This window comes from Pseudomonas sp. MF6767 (genome assembly GCF_016405475.1).
Lineage (GTDB): Bacteria > Pseudomonadota > Gammaproteobacteria > Pseudomonadales > Pseudomonadaceae > Aquipseudomonas > Aquipseudomonas paracarnis.
In genome coordinates this window covers 158,425-181,028 of the sequence record NZ_JAEKCY010000002.1, presented here as the reverse complement: position 1 = coordinate 181,028, position 22,604 = coordinate 158,425, and the positions used below count along the sequence as shown (strand labels likewise).

Here is a 22,604-nt window from a genome sequence, read left to right as displayed (position 1 = left end):
CAGCGTTGTCAGGGAAAGAGCAGAAGGCGTGCCGCTTTTTATTAGATGTTGATATTCAAGGGGTTGGGATTAAGTCGGGGCAAAGTGATGGCAACTCTGTTTCAGCGTTGAAACAGTCCTGAGCGCTTGAGATATGCCTGTGCTCGCCTCACGCCGTCTCAGCCATGTAACACTGCCTGTGACAGAACCATGAATCCGCATACGGCGGGCGATGCAGGTGAGGGAGGTGTTTCAAAAATGGACACCCGCGGCCCAAACGTACCGCTTGGCGCGAGCGGGCTCAGCCCTTGGGGGTTTTACGCGGAATGGAATTGAGCACGGGGTTGCCGTCCTGGTTTTGGGTCAGGTAGACCGGCAACACCTTGGGCAGGGAGGGCACGAGGTTGTTGACCTCGTTGATGTTATAGATACCGCCGACGCGAATCGCACCGGTACTGGCGTCTGCAAGCATCACCGGCTTTTTCAGGTAGCGGTTGATCAGGGGCAAGGCGTCCGTGAGGGTCAGGTTGTCGAGCACCAGCTTGCCCTGGCGCCATGCCAGCGCGGTGTCATCGGGATTGATAGCGGCGACCTGCGGGGTGGCGTCACCCTGGCGGAAACTGGCTTGCATGCCTGGGCTAAGCGGCACACTGGCATGCTCGCCGTCGCTGGAGATCTGCACCGAGCCCTCCAGTAACATCACCCGCACCTGATCTTCATATTCCCAGACATTGAACTGCGTGCCGGTCACTCGCACCTGGCCTTCGCCGGCCCGCACGATAAACGGGTGGTTGCTGTCGTGCGTGACGTTGAAGAACGCTTCGCCCTTTTTCAGGGTGACACGGCGCTGGTCCTTGTAATGGCTGTAGACCAATTCGGTACCCAGGTTCAACTCCACTTGGCTGCCATCGCCCAGGGTGACTTTTTTCAAGCCATTGGCTGCTTCGAACCGTTCATATGAGCTGGGCAACCAGCCCGCTTCCCAGCCGGTGAAGGCGGCAAGCGGCAATGCCGCCAGGCACACCGCTGCGGCCACCGCGTAGGTGCGCAAGCGGCGGGCCGGCTTCTTGATTGGGACCACCACCGCCTCAGGCTTGTCGCGGGGCAGGTGGTCGGCCACGTCCCAGATTTCGAGCATGGCTGCATATTCGAAGGCGTGCAGCGGATGGCCATCGTGCCACTGGGTAAAAGCCTGACGTTCGTCCGCCGTGCAATCTGCAGCATGCAGGCGCATGCACCAATGCGCGGCGGCGTCGGTGATGGCGTCATATTCGGTTTCTGAAAGGGGCTTTTCGCTCATTAACTCATCCTGATTTCCCACATTCTAACCTCCCAAGGTAGACGGCGAGAACCGCATCATGGCGATTGCACATCAATTGGAACTTATTCTTGTTTGTGTGCGCCTAAAAAATCAGGAATTAACCTGTCGTCCACTATGGAGTACGAAAATGTTGAAGAAAACCTTGATCGCCCTGTGTGCTACTTCCGCGCTGTTGAGCGCTGGCGCCGCCATGGCCGACAAGCCGGGTGCAGGCTGGATCACCATTGAGAAAGCCATCGAGGTGGCGAAAACCAAGGCCGGCTACATTGAGGTCTACGCCGCTGAAGCGGATGACAATGGCTATTGGGAAGTCAAAGGTCGCAAGTCCGATGGCATCGTGTATGAGGCGCGCATCGACGGCGCTTCCGGTAACGTGCTGCGTGACCAGAAAGACTGATGCACTCGCCGGGGGCCGTTCAGGCCGCCGGCTCCAACTGGCGGCCAAGATGGGTGATCAGGTACGTCACCGAGTCGGCGTTGGCCAGGATGGTGTCAATACGCTTATCAGGGACTGACATGAAAATGATCCTTGCGTCCTGCAGGGTCTTGGCGCCAGTAGCCTTGAAAATTTTCTTTTCAATTGCAGAACCAGGCTTAAAGTCTTCCCACAATTCGGTGAGGCTGTCTTGAGTCTTGAACAACATCGTTGCAGGCGTCATCGTCGATAACGCGGTGCTGCGCAAATCTTCCAAGGTGGTTTTAAGCACTTCGGCGCCGGGCCTTGCGACATTGATCAAGTCTGGGAAGGGTCGCATGCTGTCCAGGTAGGCGATGTCCACGGTGTCGAGCTTCAAGTGCGATAATTCGTGAATCAGCGTGCTGGCCCTGGCGTGCGTCGATATGTTGAACGCCACATTCTCCAGCAGACGGTTCTGGTAGACGTCCAGATTGGGGTCGAAGAATCGGCTCAGCAGATACAGCTTGCGTTCTCTGTCGGCGGGAATCATGAATGCATAATCCGACGCCGGATCCTGTCGGCTGGTGCCCGCGACAAAGCGCATGGAGTTCGGACCGGTCAAGCTGGGGTCGGTGAGTTCATCGATAATCTCGTCGATTATTTTTGTGACTCTCAAGACCTGGTCCGGGGTCAGTGTGACGACACCAAACATTTCCCCTAAAAATCGCCCAACCCGGCTGTCAGGGTCGCGTTGTACAGCAAATTGCGCAACGTTGCGGCGGCAGTTCAGCGCGTAATAAGTCGCAAAGTTCAACGCTTCAGTGATGGCTTGGGCTTTCCAATAGGTCAACGCGCCAATATCGCGGATACCGACCGCTTCAATGTTGATATCCCGTACTTCATTGCGCCACGTCTTGAGGTACGACTGAGCCCTGCCGAAGCGCGGCTCCTGGCCGCCCAGCTCCAGTACCCATATGCTCTGCGCATTACGGCCGATGTACGGCCCCACCTGCTCGTCGTTGGCGAGGCGCCAGTGTTGTGCGGCTTTCTTGACGCTATACACCTTGCCGGCCAGCGGAACATAGTATTTCGAGTTTTCCTGGTCTTCATACACCTGGCTGAGCGTGCTCTTTTTCAGGTCTTGCAACGCCACATCCTGTGCCTCGAACGGCTGCAGCCGGGTGCGCGAAGGGCAGGTGATATGCCAGGTGGCGAGGGTGGTGGCTGCGGGCAGTGACTCATCTGTCAGCTCGGCCAGCGAGCGCTCCTTTTCAGTGGGTGGGGCAATGACGGTGCCGTCCAGCGCACTGCGCAGGGCGGCCATTTGCGCCACGCCCCTGACGAAATCCTTGAATGCAGCCTTCCACTGGTGTAGTTGCAAGGCTTCGGCCGAGCGCTTGAACAAGGTGTAGCTGCGCCATACCACCAGCGGGTAGGCGAGTTTGCCGGCCATGAACTGCACCGCCGTCGGGATGTCCTTGCCGAACAGACGCGTTGCGTGATCCCACAGGGTCTTGGCGCCTTCTTCGAATTGGCTGCCCAGCACCTTGAGCAACATCAATGTGTTTTCACTGAACAGGTAATGCAGCACATTGCCCGTCACTGCCGAAGCGGCCAGGCGGATATCGGGCGGGCTATGCTGGTTGTTTTTCAGCAAGTGGCGGTAAGTGGCCTGATGCGGATCTTCCAGGTGCATAAGCACCCAGTCCTGCAGGGCGCCTGGCCCTTGTATCTCATCCAGTAAGCCCGTTTCATCCGCGTATTCCTTGAACACATGCTGTTCGCTGTACGGCGCGTAGAGCACCCATGGACCCTCGCCGGGAAACTGCGGGCCGATCAGGTACACACCCAGCACCTTGGCGGTACTGGCGCCTTCGGTGGCGATCAGTTCCAGCGGTCGAATCGTCGCCGTGGACCCGCTGAGTGAAGCTCGGGCCACGGCGTCCGGCATATCGAAAATCTGCTGGACCAGGCTCAAGGCTCGCGTGGAAAGCTGCTCCTGCAACCTTTGCTCGTGGGCGTGTTGCAGCGCTTGCCACGGCAACTGACGGCAAAACAGACGCCTGCGTTGGCGTGCATCATCGGTTTGCGCCTCAAGGTGGCTTCGCACCTGTTGCTGATAAGCGCTTTTGAGATCCAGCTGGCGCACCATTTGTATCACGGCACTTGCGTCCAGGGCTTGCGGTAATGGCTTTGCCGTGCGTGAACGCGGGCGGATGTGTTGAACGGTCAGATCTGGCCAGTGCCGCAACGCAAAGTCGGTCAGGTTGTCGACATTCACATCGAGCACTGCATCGGTGGGGATCAGGATGTGATCGGGGTTGAGCGCCTGGCCGGGAAAGCGCGCCTCAAGCAGCGCCATCAGCGTGGTGAAGGCATAAGCACGCAGGGGTTGGATGTCATGCAGGTAGTCGTGTTCATCGTCGGCGTTGTTGCAGTATTGCTCCAGAAGCTCGGCCTGGTGGATTTGGTCCTGGGGCGGCGCCATCCCCAGCCACAGTGGCAGTGCCTGCTGGTTGACCATGGCATCGGCCAGTGTGATTGCCCTGCCAAGGTTGGTGGGCGGAGGCTGTTCGATGACGGCGTCCAACCGGTCCTGCAAGGCACGGGCGCGCAGGCCCATGGATTGCAGGTGATCCACGCCTTCCATGACCGCGTCGTTGTAGCTGTCTACTCGGTCATTCAACAGGTCCTGATCAATACGTTGCAGCGGGCCCTGGCTAAATGCCTGATGGGGCTCGCGCAAGCAGAACGGCAGATTCTCCAGCAGGCTCAAGCTGTTGAGTGGGTGCGCCAGGCGCTGGGTGATTTCATCGCGCAGGGCGTTGATCGAGGCAAAGACTTCGTAGCCCAGGCGCGGGGTCCAGAGCAGCGCCTGGCCCGAGCGCTGCGGGTCGATACCGCCGCGCTCAGTGATCACGAACGTATTGGCCAGCGGTTGTGGCGTATCGACGGCGTTCAAGTCCAACGTCAAGCCATAGGCATCCGGCAAAAATCCGTTAAGGCCATGGCGTGTCAAGCGCGACAGACTGTCGGGCTGAAATAGCGTGTCGAGAATGGCCTGGCTTGTGGGCGCCAGGGTTTTATCCAGCGACCTCAGCTCGGCTTCGCTGCGTAACCCTACCAGCATCGAGTGGGCGTGTTTGGCGTGAGTCTTGACGAGAAACTCATGGGGTTGCTGGCGCATGGCGTGCTTGGAAAACAGCAGCAGGACGCGCTCGATGACGGTGTTGAACGTCTTGAGCGTCATGCTTGGCAATTGCATGAAGACATTGCCTTCGCCCCGTGTATAGAACTTCGTCCTGGACGAGAAGGGCACCGCAGGCGCCTCTTGGGCCAGGCGTTCAATGAAGTGCTCAAGCATGCTCAATGACTGCACTGCCGGACGCTCTTCACGCTCCTGGGCACGCGTGGCGTAGGTATTGATATACACCTCCTCGGCTTTGACTGGCTGTTGCTGCAGTTGCAGTTCAGCGTTGAGCGTGTCAGCGACGATGCTACGTAAGGTCGGGTGATGCGCGCGCTCCATCGCCAGCGCACGCTCAATCGCCCGCAGGTTCTGAAGCTGCAGCCGGGCGCGCTCGGCCTTGACGGTCGAAGGGCGGCCATTACCGCGGGTGACCGGATGCAAGGTCCAGCGCCCGTTGGTCTCCAGTGTGGCCAGTTGATTGTCCAGCAAGGCACGTACGTCCAGGGCACTGTCGAGCAGGGCTGCGAGGTCCACTTGGCCATCGCTGCGCCGGTAGATTTCCAGGGCGTGGTTAAGGTTCTCCGTTTGCTTGCGCGCAATGTCTTGTACCAAGGTCACGAACACATTGCCGGGTATCGGCCTTGCCGCGACGGCGATCGGGTCCAGGCCGAGCAGCGTGTCGCGCTCATCCAATGAGAGGAAGTTGAGCCATTCGTCCTCGTAGCCTTCGGCCTTGAGCATGCTCAATAACAGGTCTTTGAGGTCGTCGAGGTTTTCCAGCACCTGTAACCCGCGCGATTGGGTGTAGAGGTACGCGTGGTGCTCGGTGATCATCAAGGTGCTCGCCGGTTCAACGTAATGTTGATGGGGGGCATAAAGGCGCACCTTTTCCACGCTGAGGTTTTCGGCATGGGCGCTGCGGGCGCTTTGGTCGCTGAGGAGCAGGGCCTGAAATGCGTGGCTTTCCTCGGCGGTAATAATCTCGCCCTGGCGCTTGAGCAACACATCGAGGCGAAACTTCTGCGCCACGACCTGGGCAAAAAAATCCACGCGCGAGGTGCCGCTGTCGATATCTTCATTCCAGTAGGTCTGCAGCAGGCTTTCCAACAGCTTCGAGAAAGTACTGGAGCTTTGTTCGATCAAGGCTTCCCAACGCTGGTGATCTTCTTCCCGTTCGGAGGCAGTGAAGCCAGTGGTGTCATGTTTTGGGTTCGAGTATTCGCGTGTCTGCCCTTTGGGCCACCCATGGCGCACATAAAATTGCAGCAGCGCTTCGCTCAAGGTCAGCGAGTTGACCCAACGTGGCGTTGCTTGCTCAGCTTCGCGGGTGAAGACATTGACCCGTGTGTCCCGTTGATCCAGGTGTTTGAAATGGGGGCGGGCCATGACGCTCAGCAGCGTGTCGAGCATGTCAGGCAAGGTCGGGGTTTTTTGCAGGTGGTCGAGCATGGCCTTGACGTTATCCAGCTGGCAGGCCTGGAGCATGCGTGCTTGCTCCGGCATGACTTCACCCTCGATGAGCTGAGTGGTCAACACCATGGGCGTGTCAGCGCCCAGCGCATTGCGTTGGTCCATCGACAGGTAGCTCAGCAAAGGGGCGCTCTGCAGTGGGTCTTCCAATTGCTCGATCAACTCGCTCAGCAGGGCGGCGTGGCTGTCATAGACCTGTATGCCGTTATCCGGGGTGTAGAGCAACGCCTTGGCGGCGTCGGGTGTCGGGCTGATCGCGAACGCGCCGGCAAGGGGGATGGGGGGCTTGCCGGAAATGTTGATCAGGACCTTTTCAACGCGCATGGGGTGATCGTGCCGGCTTGTGTCCTGCCGAGACTCGTCGGTAGCCAGGTAAAGGTTGTACAGCCAGTCAAGGTCTTTGGCGGTGAGCCCTAGCGTGCGTTCACGAGCGGTGGGCGAGGCTTTGCCTTGGGGTTTGAGAAACTCAGGGAAGAAATACGGGGGGGTTAAGCGAACCACAGCCTGTCTCCGGCGTGCCAGGAAAAGCACAGGGTAGGCAGGCGCCCGTGGTGCAAGGCGGTAAATATTCAGCGCTGCGCACGTTGACAACGCAGAGCGTGCGTGGTGTTTAATCGAGGGTCTGGATGTCCCATTCGTTGCCCCTTCCAATCATAAAAACGGAGCTTCAAATGTCTGCGCAGTCGACAGTTGCCACCGCTTGTGCCTCGATCCGCTTTGCTGAACTGGTGGAGTTACTTCAACAGGTCTTCGTCCGGCACGGCACATCGCCGCAGGTTGCTGCGATTCTTGCGCACAACTGCGCAAGTGCCGAGCGTGACGGTGCCCACAGTCACGGTATTTTTCGCATCCCCGGTTACCTTTCGACGCTGGCCAGTGGATGGGTCAACGGCACCGCCGTCCCCAGCGTGACCGATGTGGCCTCAGGCTTTGTGCGCGTCGACGCGGGCAATGGTTTTGCCCAGCCGGCCCTGGCAGCGGCGCGCCCGTTGCTGGTGGAGAAGGCACGCAGCGCCGGCATCGCGTTGCTGGCGATCCATAACTCCCATCACTTTGCAGCCCTGTGGCCGGACGTCGAGCCGTTTGCCGAGGACGGGCTGGTGGCACTCAGCGTGGTCAACAGCATGACCTGTGTGGTGCCCCACGGCGCGGATCGCCCGTTGTTCGGCACCAACCCTATCGCGTTTGCGGCACCACGGGCCGACGGTGCGCCGATTGTGTTTGACCTGGCCACCAGCGCCATGGCCCATGGCGACGTGCAAATCGCCGCACGCAAAGGCGAGCGGTTGCCACCGGGCATGGGCGTCGATAGCCTCGGTCAGCCGACCCAGGACCCTAAAGCCATTCTGGAAGGCGGCGCACTGTTGCCATTTGGCGGGCACAAGGGTTCGGCACTGTCGATGATGGTCGAGTTGCTGGCGGCAGCGTTGACGGGCGGCAACTTCTCTTTTGAATTCGATTGGACGGACCACCCAGGCGCGCGTACGCCGTGGACAGGCCAGCTTCTGATCGTGATCGACCCGAGTAAAACCGCAGGGCAAAGCTTCGCCCAACGCAGCCAGGAGCTGGTGCGGCAGATGCATGCGGCGGGGTTGCGTCGATTGCCGGGGGACCGACGCCATCGTACGCGGGCGAAGTCGCAGGAAACCGGGATCGAACTGGACGCGCAGGCGTTGCGCGAGTTGAGGGCGTTGGCGACGGGGTGAAACAGGCTGCGCGATGCGCAGCCTAAATGGATCAGTTACGGCGACCCAGCAACAGGCCGACCACCAGGCCAAAGCCTGCGGAAATGGCCACGGTCTGCCATGGGTGCCCACCGATGTAAGTCTCGGTGGCATCCACAACCGGCTTGCTGCGTTCACGCACGTTGGACACCGATTCCAGGGCTTGCTTGAGTTTGATGGCAACCTGCTCGCGCAGGGTTTCACCTTCCTCGCCCACCAGGGATGCGCTGCTTTTAAGCAGTTTGTCCGACTCTTCGATCAATGCGCTCAGTTCGCTGAACGCTTGGTCCTTGATTTGATCTTCGACAGCTTGGGCGGCGGTTTTGCGGGCCATTGAGTGACTCCTTGCAGGTGGATGTGGCAGTGAACAATGGAGTATCGGGCGGTGGCAAAAGTTGCAGTTTTTTTGCCGGCGCGCTCATCCGAGGCAAAATCCGGATCGGGAACTTTGGGCCTACAGTGTAAGATGTCACCTATTTGTGCAGCAGGTAATTCAACATGAGCTTCAATCTCGCCAACAAGACCCTCGCCGAACGCGCCGAGCTGGAAGATGAAAAGTCGCGCCTCTACGACCTGTGGCAAACCAACCTGGGCAAGGCCAAAGGCGAAGCCGCGCGCTTGTTCGGTGAGCGCGCCAAACGCAAGGGCAAGTGGGCCGAATGGGTACGTGCCGAACTCGATGGCATGTCGCCGCCGGAGTTTTCCAACATGGTGCGCAGTGAAGTCAACAAGCTGATGGCGGCGGCAAAGTAAAGCACGCCACAATCGCTTCGCGCACCTTGAGCAGCAACGGGTCCAACTGAGCCTGGGTGCGCCAGCCCAACTCCACCGGGTAATGCGGTAGCGCCAGCGGGCAGGGCAGCACGCGCAGGCCGGTCATTTGCGCAATGGCGTGGGCCGCATGCCCGGGAATGGTTGCTACTGCGGTGCTGCCTTTGAGCAGATACGGCAACGCGGCAAAGTGGCTGGTGGACGCGCACACGTGGCGGCGCAGCCCGTGCGCCGCCAAGCCTTCATCGGTAATGCCGATAAACCCGCCTGACGACACCAATACATGTTCCCGTGTGACAAACCCTTGCAGGTCGATAGTCTCCTCGCCCGGCGCCAGGCTATGGGGGTCTACCAGGCAACGATAGTCACCTTCCCCCAGCACCTGTCGGCTCAGCCTGCGCTCGGTAAAACCGCCGGCGGTAATGGCCAGGTCCAGCGTGCGGTCGAGCAGGGCGGCGGCGACGATCTGGCTGTAGGTCTGGCGAAAGATCACCCGTAGCTTGGGCAGGCGCAGTGCGATGGCCTCCATCAGGCTTCGGCCATAGGCAATCTCGAAGTCATCTGACAGCCCCAGCACCACCGAGCGGCCCTCGTAGTGCAGGTTTTGCGGGCTGATCATCGCCAGGCTCTGGCGGCAGCGATCCAATGCCTCACTGATCACCGGTTTCAACTGGTTGGCACGCAATGTGGGCGCCAGGCCGCGTCCGGTGCGCACGAACAAAGGGTCACCATACAGCTCGCGCAAACGCCGCAAGCCCGCGCTGATCGCCGACTGCGTCACGCCCAAACGCAGCGCCGCACGGCTGGCACTGGACTCGTCGTGCAGGGCTTCGAAGGTTTTGAGCAGGTTCAGGTCAACCTGGGCGATATTCATTTGGCTCATATCATTTAGCACTGAGGTGGGCTTTATTCATGATCGAGTCTGGCCGGAGAATGGGCAACCCCTATCTATCGGAGTGAGCCTGATGCCCGTATCGACTGTCGCAGCCCTGCAAATCGGCGCCTTGCCTGGCGGCAAGGCTGAAACCCTGGCGCAGATCCTGGCCTATGAGGATCAAATCCAGCGCAGTGGCGCGCACTTGGTGGTCATGCCCGAGGCGTTGCTGGGCGGCTATCCCAAGGGCGAAAGCTTTGGCACGCAGTTGGGCTATCGCCTGCCCGAGGGCCGGGAAGCCTTTGCACGGTATTTTGCCAATGCCATTGACGTGCCGGGGCCAGAAACCGAGGCGCTGGCCGGGATGTCGGCGCGTACCGGTGCCAGCCTGGTGCTGGGCGTGATCGAACGCAGTGGCAGCACGCTGTACTGCACGGTGTTGTATTTCGAACCCTCGCACGGCCTGGTGGCCAAGCACCGCAAGCTGATGCCGACCGGCACCGAGCGGCTTATCTGGGGCAAGGGCGACGGCTCGACCCTGCCGGTGATCGACACCGCGGTGGGGCGTATCGGCGGCGCGGTGTGCTGGGAAAACATGATGCCGTTGCTGCGCACCGCGATGTATGCCAAGGGCGTTCAGGTGTGGTGTGCACCCACCGTGGACGAGCGCGAAATGTGGCAGGTGAGCATGCGCCATATTGCCCATGAAGGGCGTTGCTTTGTGGTCAGCGCCTGCCAGGTGCAGGCATCGCCCGAGGCCTTGGGTGTGGCGGTTGCCAACTGGCCGGTGGACCGTCCGTTGATTGCCGGCGGCAGCGTGATCGTCGGGCCCATGGGCGATATTTTGGCGGGGCCGTTAGTGGGCGAGGCGGGGTTGTTGACGGCGCAGATCGATACTGACCAGTTGGTGCGGGCCCGCTACGACTACGACGTAGTGGGGCATTACGCCCGGCCGGATATTTTTGAATTAGTGGTGGACGAGCGCGCCAAGCCAGGCGTTCGCTATATCACTGACTGAACGCAATCAACCTGTGGGAGCTGACTTGCCTGCGATAGCGGCGTGTCATTCAATTCCTCTGTAACTGACGCACCGCCATCGCAGGCAAGCCAGCTCCCACATTTGGTTTTCAGCCACTTACCAGGTGGCGGTGTTCGGCAAGTCCAGGGTGCCACGCTCTACAAAGCGCATGGTGCCAAACAGTCCGCCCGCCAGTTTGCCGCGCAGCACGTAGGGCAGGTTGTTCAGGCTTTGGGTCTGGCTCAGGCCCAGGGTCTGGCGCAACACCGAAAACGCCGAAACGCTGACCGGCACCATCAATACGGTTTCAGAAAAGCGTGGGATGCTGCCAGCCTGATCGCTGACGCCAGAAGCGAGTGGCCGGCCATTGACCTCCAGGTCCAGGGCCACGCCGTTGTAGTCGATTGCCGCTTCATTGGGGTTTTGCACCCGCAGCTTCACGGCAAAGCGCACTTCCAGGTCCTGGCTTTGCAGCGGCTCGATGCCCACCACATTGATGTTCACCGGGTCGCGGTTGGGAAACAGTGCACAGGCGCTCAAGGTCAGCAGCAACAGCGATAGAACCATGAGCTTGCGCATAAAGAAATGCTCCTACTTTTGGGTGACGTCCGGGTCCTGCATGACCTTGAGGGTAGAGGACTCCGGCTCGAATTCATCTTCTTCCAGCTCTATGAACTCTTCGGGCAGGAAAATGTTCAGCAGGATTGCACAGAATGCACCCACGGTGATCGGCGATTCGAAGATGTTGTGCAGCGCCTTGGGCAGCTCGCGCAGCACTTCGGGCACCGCGGCGACGCCCAGGCCCATGCCTAGGGAAATTGCCACGATCAGCACATTACGCCGATGCAGGCCCGCTTCGGCGAGGATCTTGATCCCGGCCACGGCCACGGTGCCGAACATGATCAGGGTCGCACCGCCGAGTACGGGTTTGGGCATCAGTTGCAGCACCGCGCCGATCATCGGGAACAACCCCAGCAGCACCAGCAGGCCAGCAATGAAGTACGCCACGTAGCGGCTGGCCACGCCGGTCAATTGGATCACGCCGTTGTTCTGGGCAAAGGTCACCATCGGCAGGCTGTTGAAGGTGGCGGCCATCGCGGAGTTGAGGCCGTCGGCCAGCAGGCCGGACTTGATGCGTTTGATATACAGCGGGCCCTTGACCGGTTGCTGGGAAATCATCGAGTTGGCGGTCAGGTCGCCGGCGGCTTCCAGGGGCGAAATCAGGAAGATCACCGCCACCGGGATAAACGCCACCCAGTCGAACGAGAAACCGTACTTGAACGGCACCGGCACGCTGATCAGCGGCACCTGGGGCAGGGCGGCCATGTCGACGCGGCCCAGCAGCCACGCCACTACGAAGCCCAGGGTCAGGCCGATCACGATCGAACCCAGGCGCAGGAACGGGTTGTTGAAGCGGTTGAGTACCACGATGGTCAGCAGCACCAAGGCCGCCAGGCCCATGTTGCCTGCGGCGCCCAAGTCGCTGGCGCCATAGCCGCCAGCCATGTCGGTGACTGCCACCTTGATCAGTGACAAGCCCATCAAGGTGATGATGGTGCCGGTCACCACCGGGGTGATCAGTTTACGCAGTTTGCCGATGAACTGGCTGAGCACCACTTCGATAAACGCCGCGAAAAAGCAGATGCCAAAGATCGTCGAGAGGATTTCATCGGTGCCGCCGCCCCGGGCCTTGACCATGAACCCAGCGCTCAAGATCACGCTGATAAAGGAAAAACTGGTGCCTTGCAGGCACAACAGCCCCGAACCCACCGGCCCGAAAGTGCGCGCCTGCACAAAGGTGCCAAGCCCCGAGACAAACAGCGCCATGCTCACCAGGTACGGCACTTCGCTTTCCAGCCCCAGTACGCCGCCGACGATCAGGGTGGGCGTGATGATGCCGACAAAACTCGCCAACACATGCTGCAACGCGGCAAAAATCGCGGCGGTGAAGTGCGGGCGGTCTTCGAGGCCGTACATGAGGTCGGATTTATAGCGCGGGCGGCGGGCTTGAGCGTCAGACAAAATGATGGCTCGGGTCAGAAAATGGAGGCGCAGGATGCCAGAAAGTGCCAGGCGTCTGAAGTGTAAAAAAATATTTATAAAAACCCTGCGCTAAAGCCGTGGCCCAGCCGATATCAAGCATAGGCCCACACTACAACGACAACAGTGGTGACCAAGGTCTGGGCAGCGCGTTGACGCTGACGGATCGTTTCGCGGCAAGGATGCACGCAAACACTACTTCTGAGAGCAGCCCTATGTCCCTCCGTCACCTGAATATTGCCCCTCGCGCGTTTATCGGTTTTGCCTTCATTGCGGTTCTAGTGGTGCTGTTGGGCGTGTTTGCGGTCAACCGTATGACGCAAATGCGCCAATCCTCCCAGGACATGAGCGCGAACCAGCTGCCCAGCATGACTCACCTGGGCACCATCACCGAAAACGTGCTGCGCATGCGCATCCTGTCGTTTCGCGTGCTGGTCAACCGCGAGCCTGCCGCCCTGCAGGAAGCCGAGACGCGCATTGGCGTGCTGGCTGACAAGGTCAAGACCGCCCAGGCCAAATACGCCACGCTGCCTGCAGGCGCGGAGGAGGCTGCGCTGTACAAAGCCTTCGGCGTCACCCTGGACAACTACCTCAAAGCCCAGGCCGAGATGGTGGCATTGTCCAAGCAGGGCAAGGTCGATGAGATGCGCGCCCTGATCAACAGCCGTATCAAGGACGGCACTGACCAGATGGGCGAGCAACTGAACAAGCTGATCGCCATCAATGCGGCCGACGCCAAGCAGGCCGACGAGGATGCCGGGCAAAGCTACGAAGGAGCGATCACCGGTGTGGTGGCGGTCTCCGTGGTGGCGGCATTGCTCACCGTGCTGCTGGCCTGGTTGCTGACCCGCAGTATCGTGACCCCGTTGCGCAAGGCTGTGGAAGTGGCTGAAACCATTGCCGCCGGCAACCTGAGCAAAACCATCGAGGACGATGGCAAGGACGAACCGGCACGGTTGCTCAGTGCGCTGTCGACCATGCAAGCCAGCCTGCGCCAGACCATCCAGCACATCGCCGGCTCGGCCACGCAACTGGCTTCGGCCGCAGAAGAATTGAGCGCGGTCACCGAGGAGGCCTCCCGTGGCCTGCAACAGCAGAACAATGAAATCGACCAGGCCGCCACGGCCGTCAATGAGATGACGGCGGCAGTGGAGGAGGTGGCGCGTAACGCGGTTTCCACCTCCGAGGCGTCCGGGCAGTCCAACCAGGCGGCGCGGGAAGGCCGTGATCGGGTGATGGAAACCGTCGGCGCGATCCAGACCATGACTCAGGACGTGCAGAACACCTCCGCGATGATCGAGGGCCTGGCCGCTCAGGGCCGGGATATCGGCAAGGTGCTGGATGTGATCCGCGCGATCGCCGAGCAAACCAACCTGCTGGCGCTCAACGCAGCGATTGAAGCCGCCCGTGCCGGCGAGGCCGGACGTGGATTTGCGGTGGTCGCCGATGAAGTGCGCGCCCTGGCCCATCGCACCGCGCAGTCGACCCAGGAAATCGAGAAAATGGTCGCCGGCATCCAGAACGGTACCGGGGAGGCGGTGCAGTCCATGCAACAGAGCAACCAGCGCAGCCAGACCACCCTGGAAATGGCACGTGCAGCCGGCGCCTCACTGGAGCAGATCACTGCGTCTATCAGCCTGATCAACGAACGCAACCTGGTGATTGCCAGCGCTTCGGAAGAACAGGCCCAGGTCTCCCGCGAGGTGGACCGCAACCTGGTCAACATCCGCGACCTGGCCACCCAGTCGGCGGCGGGCGCCAACCAGACCAGCGCGGCCAGCCATGAACTGTCGAGGCTGGCGGTGGATTTGAATGGGATGGTGGCCAGGTTCGTCGTCTAACTGCTGCCACAACACCCTGTGGGAGCTGGCTTGCCTGCGATAGCAATCTTACAGTCGGCACATCATGGGTTGGCTTACCGCTATCGCAGCATAGGGATCTACACAACTTGGGCCGGTGCTGGACCTGTGGCGAGGGCGCTTGCTCCCGTGACGGACTGACAGCCGACGCTGATCTAACTGACGCGCCGCAATCCAAATGTGGGAGCTGGCTTGCCTGCGATGGCAGCCTTACAGCCGACCAGGATGTTGGATCTGACCGCGTACATATCCGTTCCTGCGGTAACGGCCACCTATGGTTCCGCTCTTACAGCGGGTCACTTTTGGAAAGGCCCAAAAGTAACCAAAAGGCCTTCGCCCCACCACTCGGCACCTCGCCTGCGTTCGGCCAGCGTGGTTTGACGGGGCGCTTCAGTTCAAAAGCCAGATCAAGAGCGGCTCGCTTAGCATCGTGGTTACCGTCGATCGCTTCAGAGTTGTGTAGATACCTATGGCTATCGCAGGCAAGCCAGCTTCCACCTTTGCTCTTGTGTTGTGTCAGTGCCGCCATGCCCCTGGATTCACCAGGTTTACCGGCTTTTCGCCAGCCAATGCCGCCAAAAGATTATCCACCGCACACTTGGCCATCGCCTCCCGCGTCTCATGGGTGGCCGAACCGATATGCGGCGTAGCTACCACATTGTTCAACCGCAACAACGGCGACGCGTGATCCAGCGGCTCCTTCTCAAACACATCCAACCCCGCCGCGCGGATAGTGCGTTGCTGCAACGCCTGCACCAGTGCCGCCTCGTCCACTACCTTGCCTCGGGAGATATTGATAAAAATCGTCTCCGGCCCCATCAGCGCGAATTCCTCGGCGCCAATCAACTTCTCGGTCTCAGCGGTCAACGGCAGGGTCAGGCAGACAAAATCAGCCTCTTTGAGCAAGTCCTGCAAGCTGCGGTACTGCGCGCCAAAGCGCGCTTCAACCGCCGGCTTGGGCGAGTGGCTGTGGTAGATCACTGGCATGCCGAAGCCACAATGCCCGCGTTGGGCCAGGGCTTCGCCGATACGGCCCATGCCGATAATGCCCAGGGTCTTGCCATGTACATCGCTGCCAAAATGCGCCGGGCCGATGTTTTTGTTCCATTGGCCGGCGCGCACCATGTCGGCCAGCTCGACCACGCGCCGGGCGGTAGCCAGGATCAGTGCAAAGCCGGTGTCGGCGGTGGTTTCGGTGAGCACGTCCGGGGTGTTGCTGAGCAGGATGCCGCGTTGGGTCAGGTAATCGATATCGTAGTTGTCGACGCCCACCGAGACGCTGGCCACTGCTTCCAGCTTGGGTGCCAGGTCGAGCAACTGGGCATCCAGGCGCAGGCTTGCCCCCAGCAGGCCGTGGGCGTTAGGGAGGGCATCGCGCAGGTTGGCCAGGCCGGTTTCATCCAGAGCGTCAATCAGCGTGACATCGACCTGCTCGTGCAGGCGAGCCATGAGCGGCGTGGACAGTTTTTTGTACAGCACGACAGATTTTTTCATGAGGTTTTTACCTTCAACTCCAGGGTTGGCGTCGGCGAGCGGTCACTGGCGCCGGGCTTGAGGAAAATCGTCAGCACCACGGAAAGCAGCAGCGCTCCGCTCATCAGCAGGTACGAAGCGCCGGGCGAGCCGGTGCTGCTGTTGAGGTAGCCCACCAGGTACGAACCACCGAACGAGCCCAGGGCGCCCATGCTGTTGATCAGCGCCATGGCGCCACCGGCGACGTTGGCCGGGAGGATTTCCGGGACGATGGCGAAAAACGGGCCGTAGGGTGCATACATGCAGGCCCCGGCGATCACCAGCAGGGTGTAGGACCACCAGAAGTGTTCGGCGCCCAGCACGTAGGACGCGTAGAAGGCAATCGACGCAATCAATAGCGGCGGCCAGACAAAACGCTTACGTTTCTGCAGCTTGTCCGAACCCCAGGACACCACGAGCATGCCAATCACCGCCGCCAGATAGGGCAGGGCCGAGAGCCAGCCGGCTTCGACCATGTCCATCTGCAAACCGGCCTTGAGGATTGATGGCAACCACAGCACGAAGCCGTACACGCCAATGCTCCAGCAGAAAAACTGCAACGCGAGAATGATCACCTTGGGCGAACGGAACGCCTCGGCGTAGTTTTTCACGGCCTTGATCCCCACCTGCTCGGCGGCGAGGGCGGTTTCCAGGCTGTGCTTTTCGGCGTCGCTCAGCCACTTGGCATCCTTGGGGCGCTCATCGGCCAGCTTCCACCAGATAAACGCCCACAACACCGCCGGCAGGCCCTCGATGATGAACATCCAGCGCCAGCTGAAATGCTGCACCAGGTAGCCCGACACCACCGACATCCACAGCATGGTGACCGGGTTGCCGAGGATCAGGAACGTGTTGGCCCGTGAGCGTTCGGCACGGGTGAACCAGTGGCACAGGTACACCAGCATGGCCGGCATCACGGCGGCCTCGACCACCCCGAGCATGAAGCGGATGACGATCAGCATGTAGGCGTTGGACACCACGCCAGTCAGCGTCGCCAAGCCGCCCCAGAGGATCAGGCTGACGAAGATCAGTTTCTTGACGCTGCGCTTTTGCGCGTAGATCGCCCCCGGCACCTGGAAGAAAAAGTAGCCAAGGAAAAACAGCGCACCGAGCAGCGAAGACATGCCTGGCGTGATCATCAGGTCTGCGGCCATGCCGGACGCGGCGGCGAAGCCGTAGTTGGCGCGGTCGAGGTAGGCCAGGCTGTAGGTGATAAACACGATAGGCATGATGTACCACCAGCGACGGGTGGCGAGTTTCACGGTTTCCATGGGGTTGCTCCTGAGCTTGTTGTAGTTGTGGCAACAGGTAATGGGTCACGCAACGGATCGGGTGGGTAATTCAGCGCGGGTCGGCAAACCTTCCATATCGCCACGGCTCTGCACGGCGCGGCTGCCGATCCAGTTACCGCGCTGTACGGCCTCGGGGAAGCTCAAGTTTTCCAGCAGGGCGCTGATCATGCCCACGGCAAAGCCATCGCCGGCGCCCACGGTATCCACGACCTTGGCCACCGGTACGGCGGCGACAAAACCCTGGTCCATATGGGTGCGGTAATAGGCGCCCTCGGCGCCGAGCTTGATCGCCACGGCTTCGGCGCCCTGGTCGAGATAGAACGCGGCGATGTCTTCCGGGTCGTCAAAACCGGTCAGCAGGCGACCTTCGCCCAGGCCCGGCAGGACCCAGTCGGCCAAAGCGGCCAGCGCATTGATTTCGCGGATCATCTGCGCCTGGCTGGCCCACAGGGACGGGCGCAGGTTCGGGTCGAACGACACACTGCGTCCGGCCTTGCGCATTTGGGTCATCAGCTCGAACGACAGTGCGCGAGTGGCATCGGACAGCGCTGGCGGAATGCCGGTGGCGTGCAGATGGCGGGCTTGCAGCAGCGTCGGATGGATGGCATCGATGGACAAGTGGCTGGCCGCCGAGCCTCTGCGAAAGTACTCCACTTGAGGGTCGGCGCCGGCCTCTTCCCGGGATTTGAGTTGAAAGCCGGTGGGGTTCAGCGGGTCGACGGCCACATGGTGGCAATCGAGTCCTTCTTTTGTCAGGGTATCGACCACAAAACGCCCGAGGGAGTCGTTACCCACGCGGCTCAGCCAGGCCACGTTGAACCCCAGGCGCGACAGGCCGATGGCGACGTTGCTGTCGGCGCCGGCAATGCGTTTGTGAAACTGCCCGACCTGCGCCAGGTCGCCGGTCTGTTCGGCGACAAACATCGCCATGGTTTCGCCAAACGACAGGATATCGAGCTCAGACATGGGCGTTCTCCACATGGGGTTGGCCAAGGCGGGCCAGGGTCGCGACCTGTTGCGCGGTGACTTCGGTCAGGTCATCGCCCTGCAACGGAAATTCCACTGCCCGGGTAATACCTTGAGTCATGTGTTTAAGCAGTTGTTCCCACAGATGCAGGTCGGTGGCGCCCGGCGGCAAGGCGACGAGCTTGCCATCGGCGCGACGGGCCACGGCCTTGCAGTGCAGGTAATCCACATGCCGGCCCAGCAACCGCGCAGCAGTGAGCGCGGACTGGTCTTGCCACTGCCAGTTACCGATGTCGAAGGTCATTTTCACCGGCAGGCCGAGACGTTCGACTTCAGTGAAAAACCGTTGCATCGGTTCAATGCGCCCGCCGTGCAGGGTCTGGTCGTTTTCCACCAGCAGCTTGACCGGGTGGCGGTTGAGCAGGGCGTGCAGGCTTTCCAAGTCGTTTGTGTCGGTGAAGTAACCGAGGGACACCTTCAGCCAACCCGAGCCAAAGGCCTGGGCGCGGTCCAGGGTAGCGGCCAGCTCGGCATTGGGCTGGGCACGGCCGGCGACCCAGAGTTCCAGGGGCGAGGAAAACACGCTGTCCAGGCCTTGCGCGGCAGCGGCCTGGGCCAGGGTGGCGGGGTGTTCGTCGGTCAGCAGCTCCTCACGCCATTCAATGCGCTGGGCACCGGCAGCGCTAAGCAATGCGACAAAACTCAATTGGCCCTGCTGGCGAACCAGGTCGGCGCCGTAGCTGGAAAGGCTGATGGAGACGGGGTATTTATGCATTGTTGTTTACCTCTGAAACCGGTTTCATTTTTATCGACAAGAACACACTGACTGCTTGTGGCGAGGGAGCTTGCTCCCGTTTGACTGCGCAGCAGTCACCGGCTCTTGGCGGCGCTTCGCACCGTAGCGGGAGCAAGCTCCCTCGCCACAGTAAAGCCAGGGTCATAAGGGGGCGTCGAGCCGCGGATAATCAGCTCGGGTAAAAAATCCAGGGTGCGGGTGGGGGCGGTATCGCCGCGCAGGCGCTTGAGCAAACAGTCGAAGGCGCTGGCGCCAATCGCTTGCGTCGGTTGGGCGAGGGCGGTGATGCCGTTGCCCACCAGCGGGTACCAGTCCAGGTCATCCAGGGCGATCAAGCCCACCTCGCCGAACAGGTCGCAGCCCAGCGCCTTGAGCACCCGGGTGCAGGCCAGTGCGGCCACGCCGTTGGCGCAAAACAGTGCCTTGGGGCCGGGTTTGGCGAGAAAGGCTTGCAGACGCTTTTCCAGGTTGCCATCCAGTTCAACCACGGCGCCTGTCAACGCCGGGCGCTTGGCAATTTCGTGATTGAAACTCTCCAGGCGCTCCAAACGTGAACTGGTGCCGTCGGTGGTCTCGCTTACGAGCAGCACGTCGCGGTAACCCTGCAGCTCCAGGTGTCCCACCGCCATGCGCACCGCCGCCGGGTTATCCAGGCCCACCAGGTCGCTGTGCAGCGGCGCGACCTTGCGGTCCACCAGCACCAGGGGCATTTCCTGTTGCAGCTCCAGCAGTTGGTCGAGGTGATGGCCCAGGGTGTTCACGATCAAGCCTTCGATGTTGTACGAGCGCAGCGCCGCCAGGTGTTGGCGCTCTTGCTCGTCATCACGGTCGGTGTTGCACACCACCAGGCTGTAGCCGTGCTGACGGCAGGCGGTTTCGACGCCGTGCATCACGGCAATGGAATAGGGGTTGCGGATATCGGCCACCAGCATGCCGATCAGGCGGGTGCGGCCACGTTTCAAACCACGGGCCATCTGGTTGGGGCGGTAGCCAAGCTGTTCGATGGCTTGCTCGATGCGCAGCGCGATCGCGTCGGAGAGCAGGGCGCGGTCATCGCCGATAAAACGCGACACGCTGGCTTTGGACACGCCGGCGCGTTGAGCGACGTCGAGCATGGTGACACGGGTGCGCTGGGCGGCGGAAAAAGGAGTCACGGTCGCGGGCCTTTCTTATTGGAGTTTTCTGGGCCTCAGTCGGGAATACCCAGGCTGAAACCGGTTTCAGGAAACCTCAAGTCAACCGTTTCGTCAAGCATCCGATGTGGGTGGAATCAGCTACCAAGCGACGAATGGCAGTGCCTACCTGTTAGTTCTGACAGTATTCGATACCGCAGATTGCGCGTTTAATTGGTCGCAGGCACGCCTTTGGGGTGTAGGTACAAGCGGTCTGACGGGAGAGTCTGATGAGCGCTCAAAAAACCACTGGAAGTAGACTTTCACGCAACGGCATTTTCCGATTGGTCGATATAGAGGTGCCCATCCTGGATGATGCTAATCCGCCGATTCCTGAGGGTTATATACCTCATCAATATCTTGATACCGATCTTGTTGTGCGCATTCCGCAACTGTGGGATGACGCTGCGCAGGCCGGTGAATTCAATATTGTCGAAATCGTTTGGTCACGCAGCGGAGGCGAAGGTGTCCCTCCTTTCAAGGAGCGGTGGGATGGCCCCATTACCAAGCCTTTCCCTTTTTCCGTCACCGTGCCGCGCGACTATCTGGAAAATGACGGTACCGTCCGGCTGGCTTATCGGATCACCGACGAAACCGGTATACCCACAACCTCGGACTTCCGTACCCTGGTAATTGACCGGACGCCGCCAAACAATAACGTTACGCCGCCAACGCCGGCCTTCCCGGTGGGTACGATAGATGAGGACTACGCGGCCCGGCATCGCACAGTCGATTTGGTATTGTCTGCTTACCTCGGCCGGCGGGCTTATGACAGGGTTTATTATTATATTTCGGACCAAAGTCCTCCACCTGATAGTGCACCGAGTGGCTATGTAGAGTTTCCCGACGAAAATAGCCCACTTGTTATTCCCATTCTTGTGGATTTGTTTCGCCTGTACCGCAACGGAACTCAATACGTTCACCTGCGCCTTCAAGATCGCTCCGGTAATCGAGGCCCCAGGTCCGACCAGTCGCCCGTTGAAGTCCGATTAAAGGAAGCGCCCTCAGACCTCAAACCTCTTGTCATCCCTGCCATGGCAAGTGGCTTGATCAATCGGCACGATGCACGGATTGGTGTGGTGGCCAACGTTCAGTATGACAACTGGAATGCTCGCGATCTTGTCACCATTCGGTGGGGCAGTACCCTGCTTGATGCGCAGGAGGTTACCGAGATGCCGTTCGGCGCCGGTATCCCGTGGTCGAAGTTGATAGCGATGGGCATGGGGTTTGCAGAAGGTTCGGCCACCTACACCATTACACGGTACGGCAGCAATACGCCGACGTTGCCCAGCCCCCCTACGTTAATCCGTTGGGACTTCAGGGTGGCAGGGCAAGACCATATCAACGCCCCCGCGTTGCTTAACCTCGACTTGCCAACAGTGACTGTGTTTGGCGAGGGCTCGAAGACGGACAACCATATTGATATACGTGATAAGGATCAGCGCGTATATGCCAGCGTCCTGCTTTATCACCAGCCTCGTGATGGTGAGGTGTTGGAGTTGTTCTGGGGGGGCTTCCCCAGTATGGATAAGCCGGTGGCAAGTTATATTGTGGATACCGGTAGTGGCGATGCTGAAGGCGTACGCGTGACGTTCAGTGATATTCCCTGGCAGGTGATTGTCGATGCAGGGAATGATGAAAAACTACGAGTGTACTACTCGACATTCAACGGCGTTAATGAGCAGCTTTCCAATTTTACTGAAGTCATGGTCGATGTTGTACCTCCACAGGTATTAAGGCGTGTTGAGTTTCCAAGTGCCAATAGCAATATGTTTATAGGCTGTGACGCTAACCCGGCTATGTGGGATCACATACCTGTCCAGATTCTTCCGGAAACGGTCTTTCGCAAAGATGACGATCTTGTCGTGGAGTGGCAGGGCTATGAAGAGTTTGCGGGAGGGGGACAGGCGATTACATCAACTGCGGATACCCTGACGCATCGGCTGACTGAAGAAGAGGCGAAAAAAGGTTATACCTTCGAACAACGCAACTATGACGAGAAGATTAAACCCATCAAGTCACCAGATCCCCAGAGCCCGGGAAGTTCGGTGTCGGTTATCTATACGTTGTGGCGCAAAAACAGAGTGATAGGTTCCTCAAGATTACGCTATGCAAAAATTGATCGTAAAAGAGTGGGCAATATCTATTGCGGGCCGAATGGTGATGGCCCTGAAGACTAGAGGTATAAGCCGACTTGAGTAGTTGGTCGTCGATGTAAGTTGC

At 60.1% G+C, this 22,604-nt stretch carries 17 protein-coding genes; 6 read left to right on the top strand and 11 right to left on the bottom strand.

The genetic code is table 11. The annotated features are described in order from the left end of the window. Positions 1 to 280: 280 nt before the first annotated feature. Positions 281 to 1,279: a FecR family protein gene (locus JFT58_RS04135; protein ID WP_054897481.1), complete on the bottom strand. Its 999-nt coding sequence runs from the start codon at positions 1,277 to 1,279 to the stop codon at positions 281 to 283. Between the two features lie 148 nt (positions 1,280 to 1,427). Between JFT58_RS04135 and JFT58_RS04130 the strand changes: the two genes are divergently transcribed. Beyond that, complete coding sequence (locus tag JFT58_RS04130) at positions 1,428 to 1,697, top strand: PepSY domain-containing protein (RefSeq protein WP_014718736.1); 270 nt, start codon at positions 1,428 to 1,430, stop codon at positions 1,695 to 1,697. 19 nt (positions 1,698 to 1,716) lie between these two features. Here the strand turns inward: JFT58_RS04130 and JFT58_RS04125 are convergent, their stop codons facing one another. Continuing rightward, the gene (locus JFT58_RS04125; protein ID WP_054897480.1) at positions 1,717 to 6,858 is read right to left on the bottom strand and encodes a dermonecrotic toxin domain-containing protein; all 5,142 of its coding nucleotides are present in this window, start codon (positions 6,856 to 6,858) and stop codon (positions 1,717 to 1,719) included. Between the two features lie 170 nt (positions 6,859 to 7,028). Here JFT58_RS04125 and JFT58_RS04120 point away from each other — a divergent pair, with 170 nt between their 5' ends. Next, positions 7,029 to 8,063, top strand: coding sequence for an Ldh family oxidoreductase (locus JFT58_RS04120; protein ID WP_054897479.1), 1,035 nt, complete (start codon positions 7,029 to 7,031; stop codon positions 8,061 to 8,063). Between the two features lie 31 nt (positions 8,064 to 8,094). On the opposite strand, the gene JFT58_RS04115 is transcribed toward JFT58_RS04120, so the two are convergent. Next, positions 8,095 to 8,415 carry a DUF883 family protein gene (locus JFT58_RS04115; protein ID WP_019817806.1) on the bottom strand — a complete coding sequence of 107 codons (321 nt, stop codon included), beginning with the start codon at positions 8,413 to 8,415 and terminating at the stop codon, positions 8,095 to 8,097. 164 nt (positions 8,416 to 8,579) lie between these two features. On the opposite strand from JFT58_RS04115, the gene JFT58_RS04110 reads away from it, so the two are divergent. Beyond that, positions 8,580 to 8,834, top strand: a complete 255-nt coding sequence (locus JFT58_RS04110; RefSeq protein ID WP_003190904.1) for a hypothetical protein — start codon at positions 8,580 to 8,582, stop codon at positions 8,832 to 8,834. Here the strand turns inward: JFT58_RS04110 and JFT58_RS04105 are convergent. Then, complete coding sequence (locus JFT58_RS04105) at positions 8,806 to 9,726, bottom strand: LysR family transcriptional regulator (RefSeq protein WP_054897478.1); 921 nt, start codon at positions 9,724 to 9,726, stop codon at positions 8,806 to 8,808. The genes JFT58_RS04110 and JFT58_RS04105 overlap by 29 nt on opposite strands. Positions 9,727 to 9,817: 91 nt before the next feature. On the opposite strand from JFT58_RS04105, the gene JFT58_RS04100 reads away from it, so the two are divergent. Next, entirely contained in the window at positions 9,818 to 10,744 is a 927-nt protein-coding gene (locus JFT58_RS04100) for a carbon-nitrogen hydrolase family protein (RefSeq protein ID WP_054897477.1), read from the top strand. A 117-nt stretch (positions 10,745 to 10,861) separates the two neighbouring features. Here JFT58_RS04100 and JFT58_RS04095 read toward each other — a convergent pair whose 3' ends face one another. Together JFT58_RS04095 and JFT58_RS04090 are read right to left on the bottom strand one after the other, a co-directional pair. Continuing rightward, the gene (locus tag JFT58_RS04095) at positions 10,862 to 11,323 is read right to left on the bottom strand and encodes an LEA type 2 family protein (protein ID WP_003190908.1); all 462 of its coding nucleotides are present in this window, start codon (positions 11,321 to 11,323) and stop codon (positions 10,862 to 10,864) included. Between the two features lie 12 nt (positions 11,324 to 11,335). Beyond that, on the bottom strand, positions 11,336 to 12,766 hold the full coding sequence (locus JFT58_RS04090) for a nucleobase:cation symporter-2 family protein (protein ID WP_054897476.1): 1,431 nt from the start codon (positions 12,764 to 12,766) through the stop codon (positions 11,336 to 11,338). Positions 12,767 to 12,999: 233 nt separating this feature from the next. On the opposite strand from JFT58_RS04090, the gene JFT58_RS04085 reads away from it, so the two are divergent. After that, positions 13,000 to 14,625: a methyl-accepting chemotaxis protein gene (locus tag JFT58_RS04085; RefSeq protein WP_020301098.1), complete on the top strand. Its 1,626-nt coding sequence runs from the start codon at positions 13,000 to 13,002 to the stop codon at positions 14,623 to 14,625. Positions 14,626 to 15,159: 534 nt separating this feature from the next. On the opposite strand, the gene JFT58_RS04080 is transcribed toward JFT58_RS04085, so the two are convergent. From JFT58_RS04080 to JFT58_RS04060, 5 genes are all read right to left on the bottom strand, one after another. Beyond that, complete coding sequence (locus JFT58_RS04080) at positions 15,160 to 16,137, bottom strand: 2-hydroxyacid dehydrogenase (protein WP_054897475.1); 978 nt, start codon at positions 16,135 to 16,137, stop codon at positions 15,160 to 15,162. Then, positions 16,134 to 17,426, bottom strand: a complete 1,293-nt coding sequence (locus JFT58_RS04075; protein WP_054897474.1) for an MFS transporter — start codon at positions 17,424 to 17,426, stop codon at positions 16,134 to 16,136. Before JFT58_RS04075 ends, JFT58_RS04080 begins: the two co-directional genes overlap by 4 nt. 45 nt (positions 17,427 to 17,471) lie before the next feature. Continuing rightward, a complete protein-coding gene (locus JFT58_RS04070; RefSeq protein WP_054897473.1) occupies positions 17,472 to 18,413 on the bottom strand; it encodes a sugar kinase in 942 nt (313 codons plus the stop codon). Beyond that, the gene (locus JFT58_RS04065) at positions 18,406 to 19,188 is read right to left on the bottom strand and encodes a sugar phosphate isomerase/epimerase family protein (RefSeq protein WP_054897472.1); all 783 of its coding nucleotides are present in this window, start codon (positions 19,186 to 19,188) and stop codon (positions 18,406 to 18,408) included. Before JFT58_RS04065 ends, JFT58_RS04070 begins: the two co-directional genes overlap by 8 nt. A 95-nt stretch (positions 19,189 to 19,283) precedes the next feature. Further along, positions 19,284 to 20,363 carry a LacI family DNA-binding transcriptional regulator gene (locus JFT58_RS04060; protein ID WP_274129321.1) on the bottom strand — a complete coding sequence of 360 codons (1,080 nt, stop codon included), beginning with the start codon at positions 20,361 to 20,363 and terminating at the stop codon, positions 19,284 to 19,286. Between the two features lie 248 nt (positions 20,364 to 20,611). Between JFT58_RS04060 and JFT58_RS04055 the strand changes: the two genes are divergently transcribed. Next, on the top strand, positions 20,612 to 22,561 hold the full coding sequence (locus tag JFT58_RS04055) for a hypothetical protein (RefSeq protein WP_054897471.1): 1,950 nt from the start codon (positions 20,612 to 20,614) through the stop codon (positions 22,559 to 22,561). Positions 22,562 to 22,604: the final 43 nt, after the last annotated feature.